General features: G+C 36.1%; 19 protein-coding genes. 12 read left to right on the top strand and 7 right to left on the bottom strand.

Annotated features, from left to right (window positions below):
* Positions 1 to 232: 232 nt before the first annotated feature.
* Positions 233 to 490: a hypothetical protein gene (locus AC1WHX_RS03400; RefSeq protein ID WP_009316879.1), complete on the bottom strand. Its 258-nt coding sequence runs from the start codon at positions 488 to 490 to the stop codon at positions 233 to 235.
* 295 nt (positions 491 to 785) lie between these two features.
* On the opposite strand from AC1WHX_RS03400, the gene AC1WHX_RS03395 reads away from it, so the two are divergent.
* From AC1WHX_RS03395 to AC1WHX_RS03375, 5 genes are all read left to right on the top strand, one after another.
* Positions 786 to 1,328, top strand: a complete 543-nt coding sequence (locus AC1WHX_RS03395) for a ferredoxin domain-containing protein (protein WP_039927679.1) — start codon at positions 786 to 788, stop codon at positions 1,326 to 1,328.
* Positions 1,325 to 2,356: an agmatine deiminase family protein gene (locus tag AC1WHX_RS03390; protein ID WP_009316877.1), complete on the top strand. Its 1,032-nt coding sequence runs from the start codon at positions 1,325 to 1,327 to the stop codon at positions 2,354 to 2,356. Before AC1WHX_RS03395 ends, AC1WHX_RS03390 begins: the two co-directional genes overlap by 4 nt.
* Before the next feature lie 12 nt (positions 2,357 to 2,368).
* On the top strand, positions 2,369 to 3,256 hold the full coding sequence (locus tag AC1WHX_RS03385) for a carbon-nitrogen hydrolase (protein WP_122338308.1): 888 nt from the start codon (positions 2,369 to 2,371) through the stop codon (positions 3,254 to 3,256).
* Between the two features lie 215 nt (positions 3,257 to 3,471).
* A complete protein-coding gene (locus AC1WHX_RS03380; RefSeq protein ID WP_303115456.1) occupies positions 3,472 to 4,791 on the top strand; it encodes an MFS transporter in 1,320 nt (439 codons plus the stop codon).
* A gap of 142 nt (positions 4,792 to 4,933) precedes the next feature.
* A complete protein-coding gene (locus AC1WHX_RS03375; protein WP_278714028.1) occupies positions 4,934 to 6,124 on the top strand; it encodes an FprA family A-type flavoprotein in 1,191 nt (396 codons plus the stop codon).
* Between the two features lie 137 nt (positions 6,125 to 6,261).
* Here the strand turns inward: AC1WHX_RS03375 and AC1WHX_RS03370 are convergent, their stop codons facing one another.
* Together AC1WHX_RS03370 and AC1WHX_RS03365 are read right to left on the bottom strand one after the other, a co-directional pair.
* The gene (locus AC1WHX_RS03370; protein ID WP_303115460.1) at positions 6,262 to 7,524 is read right to left on the bottom strand and encodes a porin family protein; all 1,263 of its coding nucleotides are present in this window, start codon (positions 7,522 to 7,524) and stop codon (positions 6,262 to 6,264) included.
* Positions 7,521 to 8,075, bottom strand: coding sequence for an RNA polymerase sigma factor (locus AC1WHX_RS03365; protein ID WP_302544977.1), 555 nt, complete (start codon positions 8,073 to 8,075; stop codon positions 7,521 to 7,523). Before AC1WHX_RS03365 ends, AC1WHX_RS03370 begins: the two co-directional genes overlap by 4 nt.
* A gap of 185 nt (positions 8,076 to 8,260) precedes the next feature.
* On the opposite strand from AC1WHX_RS03365, the gene AC1WHX_RS03360 reads away from it, so the two are divergent.
* The gene (locus tag AC1WHX_RS03360; protein ID WP_302544978.1) at positions 8,261 to 9,016 is read left to right on the top strand and encodes a NigD1/NigD2 family lipoprotein; all 756 of its coding nucleotides are present in this window, start codon (positions 8,261 to 8,263) and stop codon (positions 9,014 to 9,016) included.
* A 79-nt stretch (positions 9,017 to 9,095) separates the two neighbouring features.
* On the opposite strand, the gene AC1WHX_RS03355 is transcribed toward AC1WHX_RS03360, so the two are convergent.
* Entirely contained in the window at positions 9,096 to 9,581 is a 486-nt protein-coding gene (locus tag AC1WHX_RS03355; RefSeq protein WP_303115463.1) for a GNAT family N-acetyltransferase, read from the bottom strand.
* 322 nt (positions 9,582 to 9,903) lie between these two features.
* On the opposite strand from AC1WHX_RS03355, the gene AC1WHX_RS03350 reads away from it, so the two are divergent.
* Together AC1WHX_RS03350 and AC1WHX_RS03345 are read left to right on the top strand one after the other, a co-directional pair.
* A complete protein-coding gene (locus tag AC1WHX_RS03350; RefSeq protein WP_022389724.1) occupies positions 9,904 to 10,407 on the top strand; it encodes a hypothetical protein in 504 nt (167 codons plus the stop codon).
* Positions 10,408 to 10,643: 236 nt separating this feature from the next.
* Positions 10,644 to 12,431 carry an alpha-1,3-galactosidase-related protein gene (locus AC1WHX_RS03345; RefSeq protein ID WP_303115467.1) on the top strand — a complete coding sequence of 596 codons (1,788 nt, stop codon included), beginning with the start codon at positions 10,644 to 10,646 and terminating at the stop codon, positions 12,429 to 12,431.
* A gap of 106 nt (positions 12,432 to 12,537) precedes the next feature.
* Here the strand turns inward: AC1WHX_RS03345 and AC1WHX_RS03340 are convergent, their stop codons facing one another.
* The gene (locus tag AC1WHX_RS03340) at positions 12,538 to 12,801 is read right to left on the bottom strand and encodes a hypothetical protein (protein ID WP_147404854.1); all 264 of its coding nucleotides are present in this window, start codon (positions 12,799 to 12,801) and stop codon (positions 12,538 to 12,540) included.
* Between the two features lie 537 nt (positions 12,802 to 13,338).
* On the opposite strand from AC1WHX_RS03340, the gene AC1WHX_RS03335 reads away from it, so the two are divergent.
* Genes AC1WHX_RS03335 through AC1WHX_RS03320 form a run of 4 tightly spaced genes read left to right on the top strand, consistent with a single transcriptional unit; the run spans position 13,339 to position 18,159 of the window.
* Entirely contained in the window at positions 13,339 to 14,772 is a 1,434-nt protein-coding gene (locus AC1WHX_RS03335; protein ID WP_302544980.1) for a TolC family protein, read from the top strand.
* Between the two features lie 25 nt (positions 14,773 to 14,797).
* Positions 14,798 to 15,790, top strand: a complete 993-nt coding sequence (locus AC1WHX_RS03330; RefSeq protein ID WP_022599379.1) for an HlyD family secretion protein — start codon at positions 14,798 to 14,800, stop codon at positions 15,788 to 15,790.
* 1 nt (position 15,791) lies between these two features.
* Positions 15,792 to 16,976 (top strand): ABC transporter permease, encoded by a 1,185-nt coding sequence (locus AC1WHX_RS03325; protein ID WP_303115471.1) that lies wholly within the window; start codon positions 15,792 to 15,794, stop codon positions 16,974 to 16,976.
* Positions 16,960 to 18,159 (top strand): ABC transporter permease, encoded by a 1,200-nt coding sequence (locus AC1WHX_RS03320; RefSeq protein WP_122337976.1) that lies wholly within the window; start codon positions 16,960 to 16,962, stop codon positions 18,157 to 18,159. The genes AC1WHX_RS03325 and AC1WHX_RS03320 overlap by 17 nt, the downstream gene beginning before the upstream one ends.
* A gap of 144 nt (positions 18,160 to 18,303) precedes the next feature.
* On the opposite strand, the gene AC1WHX_RS03315 is transcribed toward AC1WHX_RS03320, so the two are convergent.
* Together AC1WHX_RS03315 and AC1WHX_RS03310 are read right to left on the bottom strand one after the other, a co-directional pair.
* The gene (locus AC1WHX_RS03315) at positions 18,304 to 19,182 is read right to left on the bottom strand and encodes an arginase family protein (protein ID WP_122337977.1); all 879 of its coding nucleotides are present in this window, start codon (positions 19,180 to 19,182) and stop codon (positions 18,304 to 18,306) included.
* Between the two features lie 220 nt (positions 19,183 to 19,402).
* Positions 19,403 to 20,167 (bottom strand): hypothetical protein (locus tag AC1WHX_RS03310; protein ID WP_481228852.1); only part of this gene is annotated, 765 nt, incomplete at its 5' end.

Genomic DNA, 20,167 nt, shown 5'->3' with positions numbered 1-20,167 from the left:
CATTTCTAATTTGAGAAAAACAAATGAGATTAAATCCAAATAAAAAGATAAGAATGCACCAATTACGTTTCATAGTATTTTGATTTTTCATAGTTTCGTATGCAAAAATAGCACACTTCTCATTTATTTTATTACACAAAAGCTATATATTAATAATTATATAGATTTTACTATAATAATTAAGATAATATACAGCCTTTATTTATCCGACCTAATCGGTCAATAGTCTAAATCAGCTATCATATCCATCATATTCTTCTTTATTCGGGAATATACTATCCCATATAGAATCATCACCCTCTATATATTCTTGATAAAATACTCCAAAACCTTTTTTCTCGGAGCATCCCATAGCAGCACACCATTCTTCGTATGATTTTTTTAACTCTTCATCTTCATCCATCATCAATTTCAATTCATCAAAAGCGGCGTCTTGTTCACGATATTTTTTAATCAAACTTTCAAATAATTCTTCAATATCTCCATCCATAATACAAGAATTTAAGCAATTTCTCAATTTGTTAACCGTATCATAAGATTCTCAAATATATAATTTTTTCCGAAAATCTCTATCACAAATAACACAATTTCACCATATATAGTTTTAGTCTTTTGTATAAAACAATAATCTCAATTTTTTGTTTTATTTCAATTAAAACTAAGAGCCTGTCTAAAAACAAATGAGAATTTCATTTTGTTTTGTATTTGAAAAAGCAAAAATAAAAATTACATTTTACAAAAGAGTTTCATTACCTTTGTCGATACTTAAAAACTATAAAAGTATTATGATTATTGACGAAAGGATATCGAGACAATCTTACATGCTGGATGCGGCCAAGCAGATAATGACAGCTGCCCGTACCGCCCCTAAAGGGAAAGGTATAGATATTCTCGAAATTATAACGATTACCGAACGGGAAATAGAAATACTTTCTCAAGAAATGAAAAAACTTTCAGAAGAAACCGGTCTGAAGTTTTTAATGCGTGATTCGGAAAATATTCTTTCAGCCGATGCCTTGATACTTATCGGAACAAAAGAACAAAAACAGGCTCTAAATTGCGGGTATTGCGGCTTTCCCACATGTGCGGAAAAACCACAAAACACACCATGTGCCATTAATTCTATAGACGTAGGCATCGCTATCGGATCAGCTTGCTCAAAAGCATCCGACCTAAGAGTAGACAGCAGAGTAATGTTTTCTGCCGGATGGGCTGCTCAGCGAATCGGTTGGATGAAAGGATGCCATCAAATTATCGGTATCCCGATCAGTGCATCTTCTAAAAATCCTTTTTTTGACAGAAAACCTAAAGAAACAGAAACAAAGTGAAGCAAAATTTCTATTTACCTGCCGAATGGGAAGAACAATCGGGGGTGCAACTGACATGGCCTCATGCGGGAACAGATTGGGCACATATGTTAAAAGAAGTCCAATCTTGTTTTATAGAAATCGCTAAAGAAATTTCTAAAAGAGAAAAACTTCTGATCGTCGCACCCGATGTTGAAAATGTAAAGAAACAAATTTGCAAAAAAATAAATACAGATAATATTCGTTTTTTCGAATGTGAAACAAACGATACTTGGGCTCGAGATCATGGAGGAATTTCTATTCTGGATAAAAACGGCAATGCAGGAATTATCGACTTTAAATTCAACGGTTGGGGATTGAAATTCGCAGCTAATAAAGACAATCTTATTACCGGGAAAATTTTTCAGTCCCAATTATTTAATGCCCAATATATAAATTGTCTGAATTTCGTTATCGAAGGAGGATCTATCGAATCGGACGGAAAAGGAACTTTGCTCACTACAAGCGAATGCTTGTTATCTCCTAACCGCAACGGAGCATGGAACAAAGATCAGATAGAACAATATTTGAAAGAAAATTTGGGAATATCCCGAATCTTGTGGTTAGACCATGGCTTTTTAGAAGGAGACGATACCGACAGCCATATCGATACATTAGCTCGATTTTGCCCGAATGATACAATTGCTTATATACAATGCAATGATCCGAAAGACCATCATTATAAAGCACTAAAAGATATGGAGTCACAACTGCAAAGCTTTCGGACACAAGACAACAGACCTTTCAGACTCTTGCCCTTACCTATGGCTGATGAAATCGTATTCGACAATGAAAGGCTGCCTGCTACGTATGCTAATTTTTTAATCATAAACGGTGCTGTTCTATACCCAACTTATAACCAGCCGATAAATGACAGCCGGACTGCTGAAATATTGACAACAGCTTTTCCTGAACGTCAAATTATCGGGATAGACTGCCGTGCTTTAATCAAGCAGCACGGATCTTTACATTGTGTAACCATGCAATACCCGAAAAACGTAATAAAATAATAAAAGCGTATTATGGAGAAAAAAATAAAAGTCGGACTTATTCAACAGTCCAACACAAATGACATACATGCAAATATGCAACAGTTAAAGGCCAATATAGAAGATTGTGCTTCAAAAGGAGCTCAACTCGTTGTATTACAAGAATTGCATAACAGCCTTTATTTTTGTCAAACAGAAGATACTCGATTATTCGACCTTGCCGAAAGCATTCCTGGCCCATCTACCCGTTTTTTCGGAGATATAGCACGATCACTTGAAATCGTACTGGTCACATCTTTATTTGAAAAAAGGGCTCCTGGATTATATCACAATACGGCAGTCGTATTCGACACAGACGGGAATATTGCCGGAAAATACAGAAAAATGCATATTCCCGACGACCCGGCATATTATGAAAAATTCTATTTCACTCCGGGAGATCTCGGTTTTGAGCCGATACAGACATCAATAGGAAAACTCGGAGTATTGGTTTGCTGGGATCAATGGTATCCAGAAGCTGCCCGCCTTATGGCGCTAAAAGGAGCAGATATTCTTATCTATCCGACTGCAATCGGTTGGGAAAGCAGTGATACTGAAGATGAAAAAAATCGACAGCGAGATGCATGGATCATATCGCAGCGAGGACATGCGGTAGCCAATGGACTACCCGTAGTTTCTGTAAATCGTACAGGCTATGAGCCAGATCCATCAGGTCAAACCGGAGGTATCCGGTTCTGGGGAAGCAGTTTCGTCGCCGGACCACAAGGTGAGTTCTTAGCTCAGGCATCCGACAGTCAAGAAGAAAATCTCATTGTCGAAATAGACCTGAACCGATCAGAAAATGTTCGCCGCTGGTGGCCTTTCTTAAGAGATCGAAGAATCGATGAGTATGGAAACATAATTAAACGTTTTATCGATTAATACGAATTTTATCTTTCTCATCGGATATCATGCCCTGCCGATGCCATAATGGTTTTGGTTTCGACAGGGTATTTTATGATTTATAAAAATACCGCTTGGTACGCACCAATCGAATTATATCCTCCTCTTTCTCATCATACGCGCCATTATACAACAAACTTTAATCGAAGATATTTGTTTAAAATAAAGATTTTTCACCGGATAAACATAGATTCATGAAACATCCTCGATTAAGTTTGCCTCAGATATGGAACATGAGTTTCGGATTTTTAGGAATACAATTCGGATTTGCTTTACAAAATGCAAATGCGAGTCGTATTTTACAAACATTCGGGGCTAATGTAGAACATCTTTCTTGGTTTTGGTTAGCAGCCCCGCTGACCGGAATGATTATACAACCGATTATAGGTTATTATTCTGATCGTACGTGGACTCGATTAGGGAGAAGAAAACCTTACTTTTTAGCCGGAGCAATCCTAACATCTGTAGCTCTTGTTTTCATGCCAAATTCAGGATCTTTATCCGGTCTCATTCCTCCGATGTTTATCGGTGCGGGTATGCTAATGATTATGGATGCTTCTATCAACGTAGCGATGGAACCGTTTAGGGCTTTAGTGGCAGATCTACTGCCTTCTGAACAACGTACACTCGGATTCTCAATTCAGACATTTTTAATAGGTGTCGGAGCTGTCGTTGCGTCATGGTTTCCTTATATTCTTGCAAACTGGTTAGGAATATCAGGAACAGCAGAGGCCGGGAAAGTACCAGATAATGTAATTTTCTCATTTTACATAGGTGCTGCCGTACTGTTAGGAACTGTTCTATGGACAATTTTCCATACACAGGAATATCCTCCGGAAATTCATACCCGATTTAATCATGAAAATACAACGGAAACTGCTGAAAAGAAAGGATTTTTCAATATATTTCAAAACATTATACACATGCCTAAAACAATGGCTCAATTGGGCATAGTACAATTTTTTTCTTGGTTCGGGTTATTTTCTATGTGGGTATATACAACTCCGGCTGTCGCCGACCGCTTTTTTGGAACGACAGACCCGTCAAGTAACGCTTTTCAAGAGGCAGGCAACTGGGTCGGAGTGCTTTTCGGTATTTATAATGCGGTAGCAATGGTTTTTGCATTATTTCTTCCCGTAATAGCAAAATATATAGGAAGACGCGGAACTCACGCTTTGGCTTTGGTATGTGGAGGGTTGGGGCTTTTGTCTTTCGAAATATTTACCGATGCACACATGCTTGTCTGGTCAATGATCGGTATCGGTATTGCTTGGTCCAGTATTTTGGCTATGCCTTATGCTATATTGGCCGGAGCCATCCCGGCCTCCAAAATGGGAGTGTATATGGGAATTTTTAATTTTTTCATTACAATTCCTCAAATTATAAACGGGATTTTCAATGGCTTTATCGTCGAACATATTTATAACAGAGAAGCCATATATGCCCTATCGACAGCCGGAATATTTTTACTGATAGCAGCATTGTCTGTTTTTTTCGTAAAAGACAAATCATAAATATCTAAGAATTTACCTGAATTTTCCAATAAGAAAATATTGTCAGATCATTTTACGATTTTACGAAAAACAGTTTTCTCTTTTCTTGAAAAGATACATTTTTATAACTTTGTAACCGAAAAATAAATAAAGAGAAAATAATATGTCAACTATTACAGAAATCAGTAGAAATATCCATTATGTAGGGGTAAATGACCGTACAAAACATTTATTCGAAGGATTATGGCCATTGCCTCTCGGGGTTTCTTATAACTCATACTTGATCGTTGATAAAAGTGTTGTTCTGATCGACACCGTAGATCATTGTTATACTGATCTGTTTTTTGAAAAAATAAAAAACATCTTGGGAGAACGCCCTATAGACTATTTGGTCGTAAATCATATGGAGCCGGATCATTCGGCTTCGATAAACGATCTTTGTCGTGTATATCCGGATATTAAAATTATCGGGAACAGCAAGACAATCGGAATGATTGAAGGATTTTACGGGATTTTCGACAAATTCCACGAAGTAAAAGACGGCGACCGGTTACCTTTAGGTGAAAAAGTACTTACTTTTTACATGACTCCCATGGTACACTGGCCTGAAACCATGATGACTTATTGTGAAGATGATAAAATTCTTTTTTCCGGAGATGCATTTGGATGTTTCGGAACATTGGACGGCGGAATCATAGACTATCAAATGAATACCGAAAAATATTGGGATGAAATGTTCCGGTATTATTCCAATATAGTAGGTAAATACGGAGCTCCAGTACAAAAAGCTCTTGCAAAACTTTCAGGAATAGACATACAGATAATCTGTTCTACTCACGGTCCAATATGGAAAGAAGAAATACAGAAAGTCATAAGTATATATAATAAACTAAGCTTATATGAAGGAGAAGAGGGTGTTGTAATCGCATACGGAAGCATGTACGGTAATACCGAAAAAATGGCAGAAGTTATCGCCAGAGAATTAGCTGCTCAAGGTATTAAAAATATCGTTATGCACAATGTGTCAAAATCGGATATGTCATATATCTTACGTGATATATTTAAATATAAAGGACTAATTATCGGAAGTCCGACATATACCAATGAGTTATTTCCCAATATCGAATCATTGGTTTCAAAATTGGAAAGTCGGGATATGAAAAATCGAGTATTCGGATATTTCGGTTCATTCTCATGGGCCGGAGCTGCAGTGAAACGACTCTCTTCTTTTGCAGAGAGAATGAAATGGGACGTAACCGGAAATCCGGTAGAAATGAAACAAGGTATTACGTCTGAAAAGATAGCCCAATGTCAAGAATTGGCAAAAGCCATAGCGATGAAATTGAAACAATAAATCTTTTAACCTAATAAAGAAAACCGTTGTTCTAAACTCAAAGAATAACGGTTTTCTTTTTACTTAACCCAATCATTAAACTTTAAATAAACTCTATTTCCCCAAATACGGCACGAATATATAAAACGACAACAATATCAGAATCCGAACCTCAATCCTATTTGTAAATTGATATTAAAAGGTTTCTCTTTTCGAATTGTCGAGACATCTGTTCCGTCATCAAAATAATATATCGCCCCCGGCTCAGCATAAATTCCGAAATGATCGGTTATATTAAATTGAGCACCAAGCGACGCAAGAACAGACCACTGCAGTTTTTTCACATCCAAATGGTCATCTCCAATAAAAGATAAGTCATTTTGCATTTCATAATGAGTTTTCAATTGAGATTTGACACACTTTTCCACTGCTCCTCCGGCAGATAAATATAAAGAAACTCTCTTCTTTTTTACAAAATACCAACCAGCCTTTAAAGGTATACCTAAATAATGAAGTCTCTGTTCCTGAGAATAGTATATATCATTTCCGGCCTTTAAATCTGAAGATAATAAAGTATATGTCAGCCCGGTCTCTATAGAAAAACTATTTGAAAGATCTTTACGCAATGAAATACCAAACGTAACAGGAAAATGGTGTTTAATATCAGTTGTAGTCTCCAAATTAATATTTTTCAGCATAATCTGTTGATAGGCTGCCGTAATTTTCTGGTCTTCGGACGTCTCGTTCTCTCCAGTCTGTAACATATTCATACTCCGAGGCATTATTCCTGAACGATCAAGATTACTAAACCCATAATGATTCTCTGCAGAAGCAATCATATTATTCCCGACCGAAACGCCTATTGACCAACCTTTACTTTTCTTAGGCAACTGTCTAATTTCAAAATCTTTGCCAACAGAAGAGCTATTCGTAAAATGTTCTTTTTTTTCTTGTAATGTATTTTTTTGTTCTGACAGATCTTCAACTTTTTCTTGTGAAGGGGCTTGAATCGTATCGATCGATTGCGCAACAACTATATTTTCTGCCTCCAAAATATCGTTTTCCGTTTTCTTTTTTACTGTCCTAACATAAATCGAAGCATGTGTGATTATTTTATTACTATCGGTTACAATTGTTTTCCGAAAAGGCTTATCGACCTTATGATGTTCTAAAATACGAGAAGGAGCATCTGCCGTAATGATTCCGTCATTATCAGAAGTATAAGTAAGAAAATACAAACCGACCGATATAAATAGCAAAATAACTGCCGCCACAGCAATTCTGGGGAAACGATGCCGTTGCCTACTATTAAAAGACAATTCCTCGTCTAATCTTTCCCAAACACCAGAAGGCGGCAATTCAACATATCCTTCCATCCGTTTGCGGAATCTTATAGTCCACTTATCATCTTTTTGTTTCATACGCCCGCTTTCGTTAAATACATTTTTATTCTCTTCGCCAATATAGCTCTAGCCCGGAAAAGCTGTGAAGAAGAGCTTTTTTCATTGATTCCCAATAAAGCAGCTATTTCTTTATGAGATTTCTCTTCGAAGGTATATAAATTGAATACCGTCCGATATCCGGGAGGCAATTCCGATACAAATTTCATCAGTACAGACTGAGGTATCTTCTCCAAATCCTCATCTTCACTCTCTGGATCAATAATATCCGGGACTTCATTTAAAGTCAATACACGATTCATCTCCCCATCCTTACGAATATACTCTAATGCCGTATTGACCATTATACGGCTCAGCCAAGCTTTTAAAGAACCTTCTCCTCTATAATCGAACTTGTCGAAAGACGTAAATATCCGGAGGAAACCATCATGCAAAATATCTTCAGCAGCTTCCCTATTTCCAGAATAACGAATACAAAGAGCAAATAAAGTACCTGCATACAACTCATACAATTGTTTTTGTGCAGATTTATCTTTTTGTCTACAATGTTCAACCAGTTCTTCCTCCCTCATTCTTGTTTTTAAATCACACTTTAATTTATAAATGCAGAAAATGTAAAAATACTGCACCGGATAAAAGAGAAAATATCTTTTTAACTCTTTAACATTTTTCGATGCAGTATTTCCTCCAAATTACCATTTACATTACAAAAGAGATAAACTGAATAAAAAACAATAAATTAAAAAAGGAATGAGTTATGAAAAAAAAATCGATTTTTCTGACAGGTTTAATAATGCTGATCTCATCGGTTATTCTGCAATCCTGTAAAGATGATGACGATGATGTCTATTACTACAACTCGTATGCATATGCTATCGGAGACATGGTTGTAAAAGAAGGAGAATCTCCCTATCTGCAACTGGACAGTAAAAAGACCATGTTACCCTCCAATACTTCGATACCCTCTTTTTTCTTAGAAGACGGGCGACGCGTAATCATCAATTTTTCTCTACTACAAGAAAATTATATGGGATATGATTATTATGTCGCCATTAACGATATAGACACTGTTTTGGTCAAAAATATCATCCCCATTACACCAGAAACCGCTGACAGTATCGGCAATGATCCTGTAAATATCATCGATATGTGGACGAGCGATGAATATTTAACCATACAATTTGAAATGCAAGGTGCAGGAGAGAAAAAACACATGGTAAACGTTGTGCGGGATTTTTCTCTTTCGGACAATCCCGACAAGGATAATTACATGCAACTGGAATTCCGTCATAATATGGAAGACGATCCCAAAATAGACAGAAGGTTGTGGGGGATTGCTTCATTCAGGTTAAAAGATTTAGCTCCTCAGGAAAGCAACTTGTCGGGTCTAAAAATAAAAGTCAATACATTCGGAGGAGAGAAAACATACAATCTCAAATATGACAAAGAAAAAAGTCTGAATACAGACTCAGAGAAGATTCAAGAAAACAGCTCATTCATACATATCAAGTAGAATCTTTAACCTTAACTATGGGAAAAGCCGGTTATTTTGATTAACAACCGGCTTTTCTTTTATAAATTCTAAAAAACACCTAAATCAACAATAGTTGATAGTCTGCAACATCCAGCCACCGTCCGAATTTCAATTCCACCTGCTCAAAAAAAGAAACCTGTTTAAACCCAAGTTTCAAATGTAAAGAATCACTAACTTCATTACCCGATGTAATACAGGCAATCAACGCATGATAGCCGCTTTTTCGACATTCTTCGATCAATTTTTGCATCAGTTCCTTCCCGATACCTTTTCCAACATAATCGGGAGATACATAAACTGTAGATTCAAGCGTATATTTATATGCAGCCCGTTGTTTCCACGGATGAGCATAACAATATCCCACGACTCTATCGTCTATCTCATAAACCCAATAAGGAAAATTCTTAAAAATTTCGATTATACGAGAACGCATTTCTTCCTCTTTTAAAGGTTTAGTCTCAAAAGTAACTACACTATGCATGACATATTCATTATAAATATCTGCAATAGTCTTACTGTCCCGAAGTTCTACCCGTCTAATCATAACTATTATAAATCATTTAGTACAAATACATTTTACAATTCTTTGATAAGAGTAATAAATATACCAATTCTTTAAAAAGTATACCGTAAATAATAGATTAAATTGTCATAAATAGATTTCGTGTTGCACATTTGACATTATTCATAAACATTCCTATATTTGCAAAAATGTTAAGTCTGTTTAAATTTCACACAGTTAATAAAAGATATAGCGTACTATGCGCCATACAGAAAAAAGGAAACAGGCAGAAATATGATAATAGGTAAATCATAAATTCAACAAGATTCGGTCACAAAAATATTAATTATTAAAATTTAGTATCATGATTAAGAAGATTTTGAGTATAGTATTAGTGTTCTCAATGTTGAATTTGAACTTTTTGGCAGCAACACCTCTCGAGAGAGGGACTATGTTTATAGTAAGACTGCTTTCTACTGTAAAAAGCAATTCAAAAGAAACTATTTCAGCAATAGTAGATAATGATGTGAAAGGAAAGAACGGTAAAATTTTAATAAAAAGAGGAACACCTGTCCAGACTTCCATAAAACAAGAAAAAGCAAGAGGCTGTGGTCGTGGAGGATTCGTAGAATTAAAATACATATCTACGACTTCTGTCGATGGACAAACAATATTACTAAATGGAAGTTCAAGTGAAACCGGAAAAAATAAAAAAGGTTTAGCAATCGGCTTAGGAGTAGGCTTAAACTTTACATTTTTACCTATAATCGGACTTGCCTTTTTATCTATAAAGGGAGAATCTGCAACGATCGAAGCCGGAACAATTTCTAATGTATTCGTCATGAATGATTATAACATTGAAAATTAGTATTAAGATATAAGGAAATAATTATTTTAAAATTCATAGATAACAAAAAGACTTACGGTATGTAAGCTTTTTATTGCCAAGATCTTCAATTACTCAAAATCTAATAACCATCGAATCATTCATGCCTCTAAAAACCTAAATAATACTATCATCTCTTTATTCCAAATTTTCCAAACACAAAATTTAATCAAACTCCGATTCGAAAATACCGACAAAATATTTATCTTCATAAAACTATGAAAAAGAAAGTAAACCTTTGGCTCACATTTTTGATTTGCCTATTTTGTACCGATTTATGCGCCAAGCATAAAGTTTATGACATGACCCGATTCGGAATCTTTCCGGATACCCAAATCGAGACATCTTCTCTTATACAAAAAGTTTTGGATTCAATAAAATCGAATACTGAAGATAGAGAAAAGAAAATTCTTCGTTTTGCCCCGGGACGTTACGATTTTTATGACGATAATGCTTTAGAAAGAGAGCTTTACATCTCAAATCATGATCAAAACAATCCGAAAAAAGTCGGTATCGTTATAGAAAATATGCATAATCTGATTTTAGACGGACAAGGAGCTGAATTTATTTTTCACGGACGAATGCTTCCTATATCTCTAATACACTCTTCAAACTGCCAATTAAAAAACTTCAGCATCGATTTTGAAAATCCGCACATAGCACAAATTAAAATTATTTCCAATAATATCGCAGACGGAATAATTTTTGAAGTAGCTCCTTGGATACATTATCGCATATCCAAAGATTCGCTTTTTGAGATATACGGAAACAATTGGAGTGCATGTCCAAGTACCGGAATTGCATTTGAAGAAAATACAAAGAGAGTCGTATACCGAACCAGTGACCTTCAATACTCTACAAAAGGTATTACCGAAATTGCACCCCGTATCTTAAAAGCTCCTTTATGGAAAGACGAGAAGCTCATTCCGGGTACGATCATAGCAATGCGTACCTATCACCGCCCGAATCCGGGAATTTTTCTCTCTCAAAACAAAAATACCTCGATACATAATGTCAAGATTCATTATGCCGAAGGAATGGGACTACTTGCTCAACTTTGCGAAAATATCACATTAAATAAATTCAGCGTCTGCCTGAAAGGAGATAATGACCCACGATATTTTACAACACAAGCAGATGCGACGCACTTTTCGGGATGCAAAGGTAAGATCATATCAAAAAACGGATTATACGAAAATATGATGGATGATGCCATAAATGTTCACGGAACCTATCTGAAAATTATAAAAAGATTGGATGATTACACCCTTATAGGACGCTATATGCACGAACAAAGCTGGGGTTTTAAGTGGGGAGAAGCCGGTGACAAAGTGCAATTTATCCGCTCGGCTACTATGGATACTGTAGGGTATGAAAACCAAATAACGGCTATTTATTCCCACGATAAAAAGGAAGAAAAGGGAAGCCGGGAGTTTATAATCAAGTTCAAAAACAAAATAGCTCCAAGTATAGATGATCACACCGATTTCGGTATTGAGAACCTGACATGGACTCCCGAAGTCGTATTCTCCGAAAATATCGTTCGCAATAACCGTGCACGGGGAGCTTTATTCAGTACTCCGCGTAAAACCGTAGTCGAAAAAAATCTATTCGACCACACATCCGGCACAGCAATTCTGTTATGCGGTGATTGTAATGGCTGGTATGAAACAGGTTCTTGCAAAAATGTCACTATACGAAAAAACAGATTTATCAATGCTCTTACCAGTATGTTTCAGTTTACAAATGCTATTATCTCTATTTACCCTGAAATTCCGGATCTACAGGGACAAAAAGGATATTTCCACGGAGGGGAAAATGGAAAAATAAGTATTGTTGATAATATTTTCGAAACATTCGATATTCCTATTCTATATGCAAAATCTGTTAACGGATTAATTTTTAAGAATAATAAAATCCTGAAAAATACAGAATACGAACCTTATCATTGGAATAAGAAAGCTATTTTACTCGAACGTGTAACCAACGCTACGATAAAAGAATAAATCAAAAGAATGGGGTATAAAAGAGTAGAGTGTTTAAAAGCATTAAACACTCTACTAAAAACGAATACAAAGTCTGTTTGCAAATTAAAAAATATCATTTCGTACTTTATTCAGCAATCGATTTCCGAAGTTTCGAATTTAACTCATCGGTTTTCTGCTGAAGTTTTTCTTGAGCTTCAGTCAAATTATCAATCGCTTTATTTACAGATTTCTCGATTCTACGTGAAGCTTTCGATATATTTCTATCAATAGACCGACGTCCTTCACGAACTTTTCTTTTCAAATTACACCGGGCATTCTGATTACAAGATAAATACAACGTCACTCCTACCGTTGCAGCTACAGCTGCTAATAAAACAATCTTTTTCATCTTCTCTACGATTTTAGTTTCAAACTCTTTATATAAAGAAACAAACCAAGAACTCATTACGTTTAATACTTTTCGGTAATATATCCTAAAATCACAAAATAAAACGATGAAAAAATTTTGTTTTTACAAGTAAGAGCCTGTTTAAATTTTGTTCGTGCCAAATTTGAGGATTCCTTTCTAAGGATGTTTTTCCTTCCTCGAGAAGGACCATAATAGCAAAAAGTACGGATAAAAAAATGGTTGTCATCCCGACAACCAATCTTCTATTAACCTTAAATTTAATACCATGAAAAAATATGGTACAAATATAAGAGTATTTCTATACTTAGACAAGGGGAAAGGGTTATATTTAAAGTTATTTTCACATACACATTCTTTATTAACAAATAATAATCCATATCATATCTAAATATATTGTCTGAAAGATTCATTAACTCTTTTTTTAGATAAAATTATCCGCCGCTTCTTTATTTTATCGAACAAACCTCCTGACTTCCCCGTTTATAGAAAAATAGAAATCTATAACGAAAAAGGTATATGTTCAGGTATTTTATATCATGTAGTATATTACTTCTCATCTCATCACCGATCCTCTTCGGACAAAATCAAGAGATAAGTCTCAGCTTTGAAGAGTCTATACAACTACTTGACAAAGGTAATCAGAGCCTTCAAATCGCAGATAAAGAAATTGAATGGGCAAGAAGCGAACACCAGCGTCTGAATGCTTTCTGGTATCCGGCAATCAATGCAACAGGGGCATACGTACACATGGCAAATAAAATAGAGGTGAAAGAATCACTGAACCAATTTACCGATCCGGCAAAAGATTTTATTCATTCTATTATTCCGGATGACCAGATTATATCTTCTATCTTAGACAAAATAGGAAGTTATTCTCTCAGTTTTCCCCTTGCTCCACAAGATCTGACAACTATCGACGCCAATATTACATGGCCTATCTTTACCGGTGGAAAACGTATTTATGCCGGAAAAATAGGAAAAGCAATGGTTTCTATCGCTGAAGTGAATAAAGAACAGATCAGCGCTAATACTCGTATAGCTCTTGTCGAAAGTTATTTCGGAGTACGATTAGGACAAAAAGTCGTCGAGGTAAGAGAGCAGACATTTCAATCTTTGAAAAAACATTATCAGAATGCATTAAAACTTGAAGCAAACGGAATGATAAATAAAGCTGAGAGATTGTTTGTACAAGTAAATATGGATGAAGCTAAACGAGAATTAGAATCTGCAAAGAAAGATTTAGATGTCGCCCAAAACGCACTAAAGACATTGATCAAAATGGAAACGGATGGTAATATTCGTCCTATCTCTCCCCTTTTCATCAATGATTCTCTACCGACAATTCTCTATTTCAAAAGTTTGATAGAAAGTAATAACTATCTTATAAACCAAATGCGACTACAAGAAAACATCGCTAACAATGAATTGAAAATCGGACGTACGGGTTACATTCCAAATATCGCCTTATTCGGTAAACAAACTCTATATGCACACGGTATCGAAAAGAACCTACTTCCCCGCAGCATGATCGGCGTAGGATTTTCATGGAACATTTTCGATGGACTGGATAGAGAGAAAAAAATCAGACAAGCCAAAATCACCAAACAAACATTGGCATTGGGAAAGGATAAAGCTATTGATGACTTAAATGTAGTTCTGGAAAAATTTTACAGCCAGATACAAAATGCGTTGAATAATGTTTCGGCTCTAAACACGACTATAGAAATGAGTAAGGAATTAGTTCGCATACGTAAAAAATCTTTTACAGAAGGTATGGCTACCTCAACAGAAGTAATAGATGCCGAAGTAATGTTGTCAAAAGTACAAATAGCCTCTTTACTTGCTTATTATCAATATGATGTTGCCTTGATAAATCTATTATCGGCATGTGGTATTCCCGACACATTCCATCAATACCGCAAAGAGGGGATAAACGAACCTTTTCTATGACCTATTATATTAATTATACATAACTATGGACAGAACAAAAAAATATCTGATAACAGCTTTTATATCTGTTTTAATAATCGTCGCTCTCATCTCTTTCTTAGGAATGATATTACTCGGGAATAAACCGACAATTCTGCAAGGACAAATAGAGGCTACCGAAATACGTATATCCGGGAAATTACCGGGACGGATCGATACATTCTTAGTCAAAGAAGGTCAAAACGTCTCTGCCGGTGATACTTTGGTAATTATCAATAGCCCTGAAGCTCGAGCAAAATATGAACAGGTAAATGCATTGGAAAACGTCGCGAAATATCAGAACCAAAAAATTGATGAAGGTACTCGCAGCCAAATTATCGAAACGATGTTCCAAATATGGAGCAAGGCTAAATCGGATCTGCAATTGGCAAAAACGACTTACGACCGTATTCTAACATTATATAAAGACAGTGTCGTAACTTCACAAAGAAAAGATGAAGTCGAGGCGATCTATAAGGCTGCGATAGCTAATGAAAAAGCTGCATACCAGCAATATTTGATGGCTTTGGACGGGGCTCAAAAACAAGATAAAGAAAGTGCCCGGTCATTGGTCAACGCAGCAAAAGGAACAGTCAATGAAGTCGAGGCTCTATTGCAGGATGCCAAACTTACAGCTCCCGAATCGGGACAAATAGCCTCTATCTATCCCAAACGTGGTGAATTAGTCGGTGCAGGCACGCCTATCATGAGTCTTGTAGTACTGGATGACGCCCATGTCGTACTGAATGTAAGAGAAGATTTCCTTCCTTACTTCAAGATAGGAAAAACATTCAAAGGCAATGTTCCCGCTTTGAATAAGAAAGAAATAATATTTAAAACAAATTATATCAGTCCCTTGGGTAGTTATGCAACATGGAGATCTACTAAGCAGACCGGAAGTTATGATCTGAGAACCTTCGAATTGCATGCCCTACCTACTTCTCCGGTCGAGGATTTGCGCCCAGGTATGTCGGTATTGGTAAACCTTAATGAACAATAGAATGAGTATCCATTCTGAAAAAGGATCTTTTTTCTCTGTATTCGAAAGGGAAATAGCACGTATGACATCTCGGAGATTATATTTCGGAGTATGTATCGTATTGCCTCTATTTTGCATCTTTTTTATGGCAACGATATTCGGATCGGGACAAATGGAAAACCTCCCTATCGGAATCGTCGATTTGGATCAAACAGCGACTTCAAGAAACATTTCCAGAACAATCGAAACAGTACCAACCTTTAACGTAATCGCTCATTACACTGACGATATTTCTGCACGGACAGCAACTCAACAAAAAAAAATTTACGGATATTTAGTTATTCCTGAAAATTTTGAAGAGAATGTTCTTTCGGGTAAAACCACAACACTCTCCTATTACTACCACTATGCTCTGTTAAGCGTAGGTAGCGAAATACAAGGAGCTTTTGAAACCGTACTGCAACCGTTAGCCATAACGCCCATTATAAATGAAGCAACAGCGTTAGGAATCAGTGAAAATCAAATCGAAGACTTTCTTGTTCCAGTCAATGAACAAGGCCACCCTCTTTACAATCCCGATCTGGATTATTCGGTATATCTAAGTAATCCCTTTTTCTTTATTCTATTTCAAGTTATCATTCTGTTAGTAACCGTATATACAATAGGAAGCGAGATTAAATTCCGTACGGCAGACGAATGGTTGAAGTGCGCCGATATGAATATATTTACAGCCATAACCGGGAAATTATTACCCTACACCATCCTGTTTATCATCATAGGAATATTTTCTAATTATATCATGTTCGGTGTTATGCAAATTCCTTTTTCTTGCGGATTCACCCCCTTGAACCTAACAACAATATTATTTGTCATAGCTACTCAAGCTTTAGCTGTATTTTTATTCTCCCTATTCCCGGCAATCAGTATTATCATCAGTATCGTATCTATGGTCGGATCATTAGGTGCAACTCTGTCGGGTGTGACATTCCCTGCTCCATTTATGTTTCCGGCAGTATATTACGCTTCATTTTTATTCCCTGTTCGCCATTTTGTAGAGATCAATCAAAACTTGTTGTACGGAGACTATGGATTTGCCTATACATGGCAGAACATAAGCGCTCTATTTTTATTTATCTTGCCGGCTATCCTTATATTACCGCATCTGAAAAAAGCTATATTAAGTCATAAATATGAGAATATCAAATAAAATATCATCTTGGTTTAAAGACATCGCAACAATAATAATGCGAGAATTCAAAACAATCGGCACAAGCTATGCCATATTACTCGTGCTGATGGGAGGAATTTTCGTATATGGGCTTCTCTATAATTATATGTATGAACCGAATTTGATCAGAGATGCTCCTATTGCAGTCGTAGATCAATCTCATAGCGCTTTGAGTCGAGAATACACCCGTCTGATCGATGCTGCACCTCAAGTAAAAGTATATTGTAACGGAGACGATTTTCCAGAAGCTAAAGAGCTAATGAAAAAGAATGAGGTTATCGGCATTATATACATTCCCGAAGATTTCGAAACAAGAGTAAATCGTGGAGATGAATCGATATTCGTCATGTATGGGACAACCAACGCATTTCTCTATTATCTGGCGATGCAAGAATCTTCGGCAGGAGCTATGCTGGAATTAAATAAAAAATATCGCCCTGAAATGCTTGTCTTTCTACCTCAACAAGACACTCAACAAATAACACAATCCAAAGCAATAACTGTCGTAGGAACAGCCCTGTATAACCACACAGAGGGATATGGGAGTTATTTAATTCCGGCAGTTCTGATGGTTATAATCTTTCAGACCTTATTAATGGTAATCGGAATGATCAGCGGTGATGAAAAAGACTCCGGATCTATTTCGCAACTTCCGGGCAAAGGATTTTCTTTTGGCAGAATGTCCGGAATTATCATTAGTAAAACTTTTGTCTATTGTTTCCTATATGCCTTTTTCTCCCTGTTTTTATTAGGATTAATGCCCGTAGTATTCAGTTTACCGAATATAGGGAATAAATATGAAATAGTTATGTTGATGATTCCGTATCTGCTTGCCACCAGCTTTTTCGGATTAGCAGCTTCGGTATTTTACACCGATTCGGAGACTCCGTTGTTAATGATCGCATTTTTTTCGGTCGGGCTCATCTTCTTGTCCGGAGTATCCTACCCGTTAGAACTCATGCCATGGTACTGGAAAGCATCTCATTTTATTTTCCCGGCAGCTCCGGGCACATTAGCTTTTGTAAAAATAAATTCAATGGGTGCAACCATTGCCGACATACGACAAGAATATATCACTTTATGGATACAATGTGCCGTATATTTCATTTTGGCCTGTTTAGCTTATAGGCACAATATAATGGCATCTGCAAAAAACCGGTAAAAATCATAATATCCGGTCAATAAATATACTAAAAAATAAAAGCAGACCAGAAAACACAAAGATAATCTGATAAAATTTCCTTATCGGAAAATTTAAACCGGCTCTTATTTCTTATCTTTTTATCAGTATTACCTACATCTATATTTATTTCAATAAAGGCAAACTGTTTAACATGTCTTTGATTCTGATCGCTGTACGAGGCATAGGTTCGGCAATGGTCAGACCGACAATTTCTTTTTCCATGGCAATATCATTTATTACACGAATAACCGCCTCCATTTTCATTCCATCCGGATCTGTCCCTACTGCTGCAACAATTTCCGAAGGATCAAGAACATCCATATCAAAATGAATCAATACTTTAGATGCACCACAAGTTTTCAACCAACACTTGACCGCATCGCTATTTTGAGCCACATCTCTTGGAGCAAGATGAGGAATTCCATATTGTTTTTGCCGTACAATAATCTCTTCACGTTCCCAATTACGTAATCCGACAAACAATATTCTCGATGATGCAATCTGGGAAGGAAGTTCTGCAATAATCTCTTTATCTCCGTATCCCATACACGCCGTAACCGCCATTGCATGATATCCCGAATAAACATCACCGGGCAATGTAATATCCGGATGTGCATCTATCCAAATAACGGCTACATCATTATCATATTTTTCAGCAAGATAGGTAAACGGTACAACGCTAACCGAACATTCACCTCCAAGAGTTACTATTTTATCGGGATTGCTAACTCGCAACATACTTAATGCAGCCCTTGTTTGACGTATTATGATATCTTTATCAAGAATTCCATCCTTCTCTTTACGCTCAACAACCTCAGTCGATACGGGAACGACCAACTTCTCCTGTCCATTATCCGGTGCAAGAAAATCAAGCAATCGAGCTCCTAAAAAATATCCTCGTGAAGCATCTGCCGGATTCTTTATTTCCGAAATCCATTTGGCAATATTTCCTCCTTGCCACTGCGGATAAATCAGACGAATTACAGATCCCTTTTTTTCCATACCTTATTGTTAAAACCATTTTTCACGAAACTTCCAAACCTGGCCCGAGTAAAATTGAGACAAGCTTTTAGCTATGATGCAAAATTAAATATTCTCAATAACATGAAAAATTTTTACTAAATAATTACATCTCGATAAACATACAAAAAAATATATAAAGATCAAGTTAAATAAGCGTGACACTACTCGGAAGAGAGATAGAAAAAATTATCCAACAATATTATTTAAATAACTGAATGAGTCCACTGCCTACATCAACACTAAGTTTATTTCCTTTGTATCGAAAATAAGGTGCAATTATAGGTACTGTTTGTTCGTTGCGCAACCGGAAATCACAACAACGCTTAACTCCAATATCCATTCCCCAATTAGGATACATATCATAAGTAACAAAACCACCATAATTAATAGTTCTGAAAGAAGAAGAAAATATAAGCGAGTACGAAGCAAATGTATTTAAATTAACTTTCTCATTAACAGAGTAAGATAAACTACCAAACAACCCGAACAACAAACTTTCATATCTCGGTATATGCCATTTTAGTGCATATGTAAAGATATTTAAAGAACAACGGTTCATAGAATACAATCCAATACCGGCATAATTCATTTGTCCTAAACCGATAAAGTTAATTTGTTTACCCATACCATAAAAACGGCCATACGGATAGTGCTTTATGACACCTGACACGCTGTATTCTCCTTTATGTAAAAAAGACTTATTGGCATAGAACTCCGAACAATAGGAATATCCGTTATTAAATGCAAATTTATTCGAACGAGAGATTCCAAAAAGAAAAGTATCAGCCTTTACATTCATACCCTTTTCAAATATAACACGATCATTACTTAAGCAAAAATTACCTTTTTGAATAACCATTACCGAATCATGCACTCTGACCTCTTGGCTATAAGAACAAACATTGCTAATACCCGGAAAAAGAACCATAATCAAACATATAAATATTTTCCAATACATAAAGAA

Source organism: Coprobacter sp., assembly GCF_982436375.1.
This window is presented reverse-complemented; position numbering and strand designations above follow the sequence as displayed.

Excerpts from the sequence above, each read along its gene's own strand:
- AC1WHX_RS03330 (WP_022599379.1), top strand. The coding sequence starts at position 14,798 with ATGGACAGAACAAAAAAATATCTGATAACAGCTTTTATATCTGTTTTA.
- AC1WHX_RS03335 (WP_302544980.1), top strand. The coding sequence starts at position 13,339 with ATGTTCAGGTATTTTATATCATGTAGTATATTACTTCTCATCTCATCA.
- AC1WHX_RS03380 (WP_303115456.1), top strand. The coding sequence starts at position 3,472 with ATGAAACATCCTCGATTAAGTTTGCCTCAGATATGGAACATGAGTTTC.
- AC1WHX_RS03355 (WP_303115463.1), bottom strand. The coding sequence starts at position 9,581 with ATGATTAGACGGGTAGAACTTCGGGACAGTAAGACTATTGCAGATATT.
- AC1WHX_RS03345 (WP_303115467.1), top strand. The coding sequence starts at position 10,644 with ATGAAAAAGAAAGTAAACCTTTGGCTCACATTTTTGATTTGCCTATTT.
- AC1WHX_RS03400 (WP_009316879.1), bottom strand. The coding sequence starts at position 490 with ATGGATGGAGATATTGAAGAATTATTTGAAAGTTTGATTAAAAAATAT.
- AC1WHX_RS03315 (WP_122337977.1), bottom strand. The coding sequence starts at position 19,182 with ATGGAAAAAAAGGGATCTGTAATTCGTCTGATTTATCCGCAGTGGCAA.
- AC1WHX_RS03350 (WP_022389724.1), top strand. The coding sequence starts at position 9,904 with ATGATTAAGAAGATTTTGAGTATAGTATTAGTGTTCTCAATGTTGAAT.
- AC1WHX_RS03375 (WP_278714028.1), top strand. The coding sequence starts at position 4,934 with ATGTCAACTATTACAGAAATCAGTAGAAATATCCATTATGTAGGGGTA.
- AC1WHX_RS03340 (WP_147404854.1), bottom strand. The coding sequence starts at position 12,801 with ATGAAAAAGATTGTTTTATTAGCAGCTGTAGCTGCAACGGTAGGAGTG.
- AC1WHX_RS03395 (WP_039927679.1), top strand. The coding sequence starts at position 786 with ATGATTATTGACGAAAGGATATCGAGACAATCTTACATGCTGGATGCG.
- AC1WHX_RS03325 (WP_303115471.1), top strand. The coding sequence starts at position 15,792 with ATGAGTATCCATTCTGAAAAAGGATCTTTTTTCTCTGTATTCGAAAGG.
- AC1WHX_RS03365 (WP_302544977.1), bottom strand. The coding sequence starts at position 8,075 with ATGAGGGAGGAAGAACTGGTTGAACATTGTAGACAAAAAGATAAATCT.
- AC1WHX_RS03360 (WP_302544978.1), top strand. The coding sequence starts at position 8,261 with ATGAAAAAAAAATCGATTTTTCTGACAGGTTTAATAATGCTGATCTCA.
- AC1WHX_RS03370 (WP_303115460.1), bottom strand. The coding sequence starts at position 7,524 with ATGAAACAAAAAGATGATAAGTGGACTATAAGATTCCGCAAACGGATG.
- AC1WHX_RS03320 (WP_122337976.1), top strand. The coding sequence starts at position 16,960 with ATGAGAATATCAAATAAAATATCATCTTGGTTTAAAGACATCGCAACA.
- AC1WHX_RS03385 (WP_122338308.1), top strand. The coding sequence starts at position 2,369 with ATGGAGAAAAAAATAAAAGTCGGACTTATTCAACAGTCCAACACAAAT.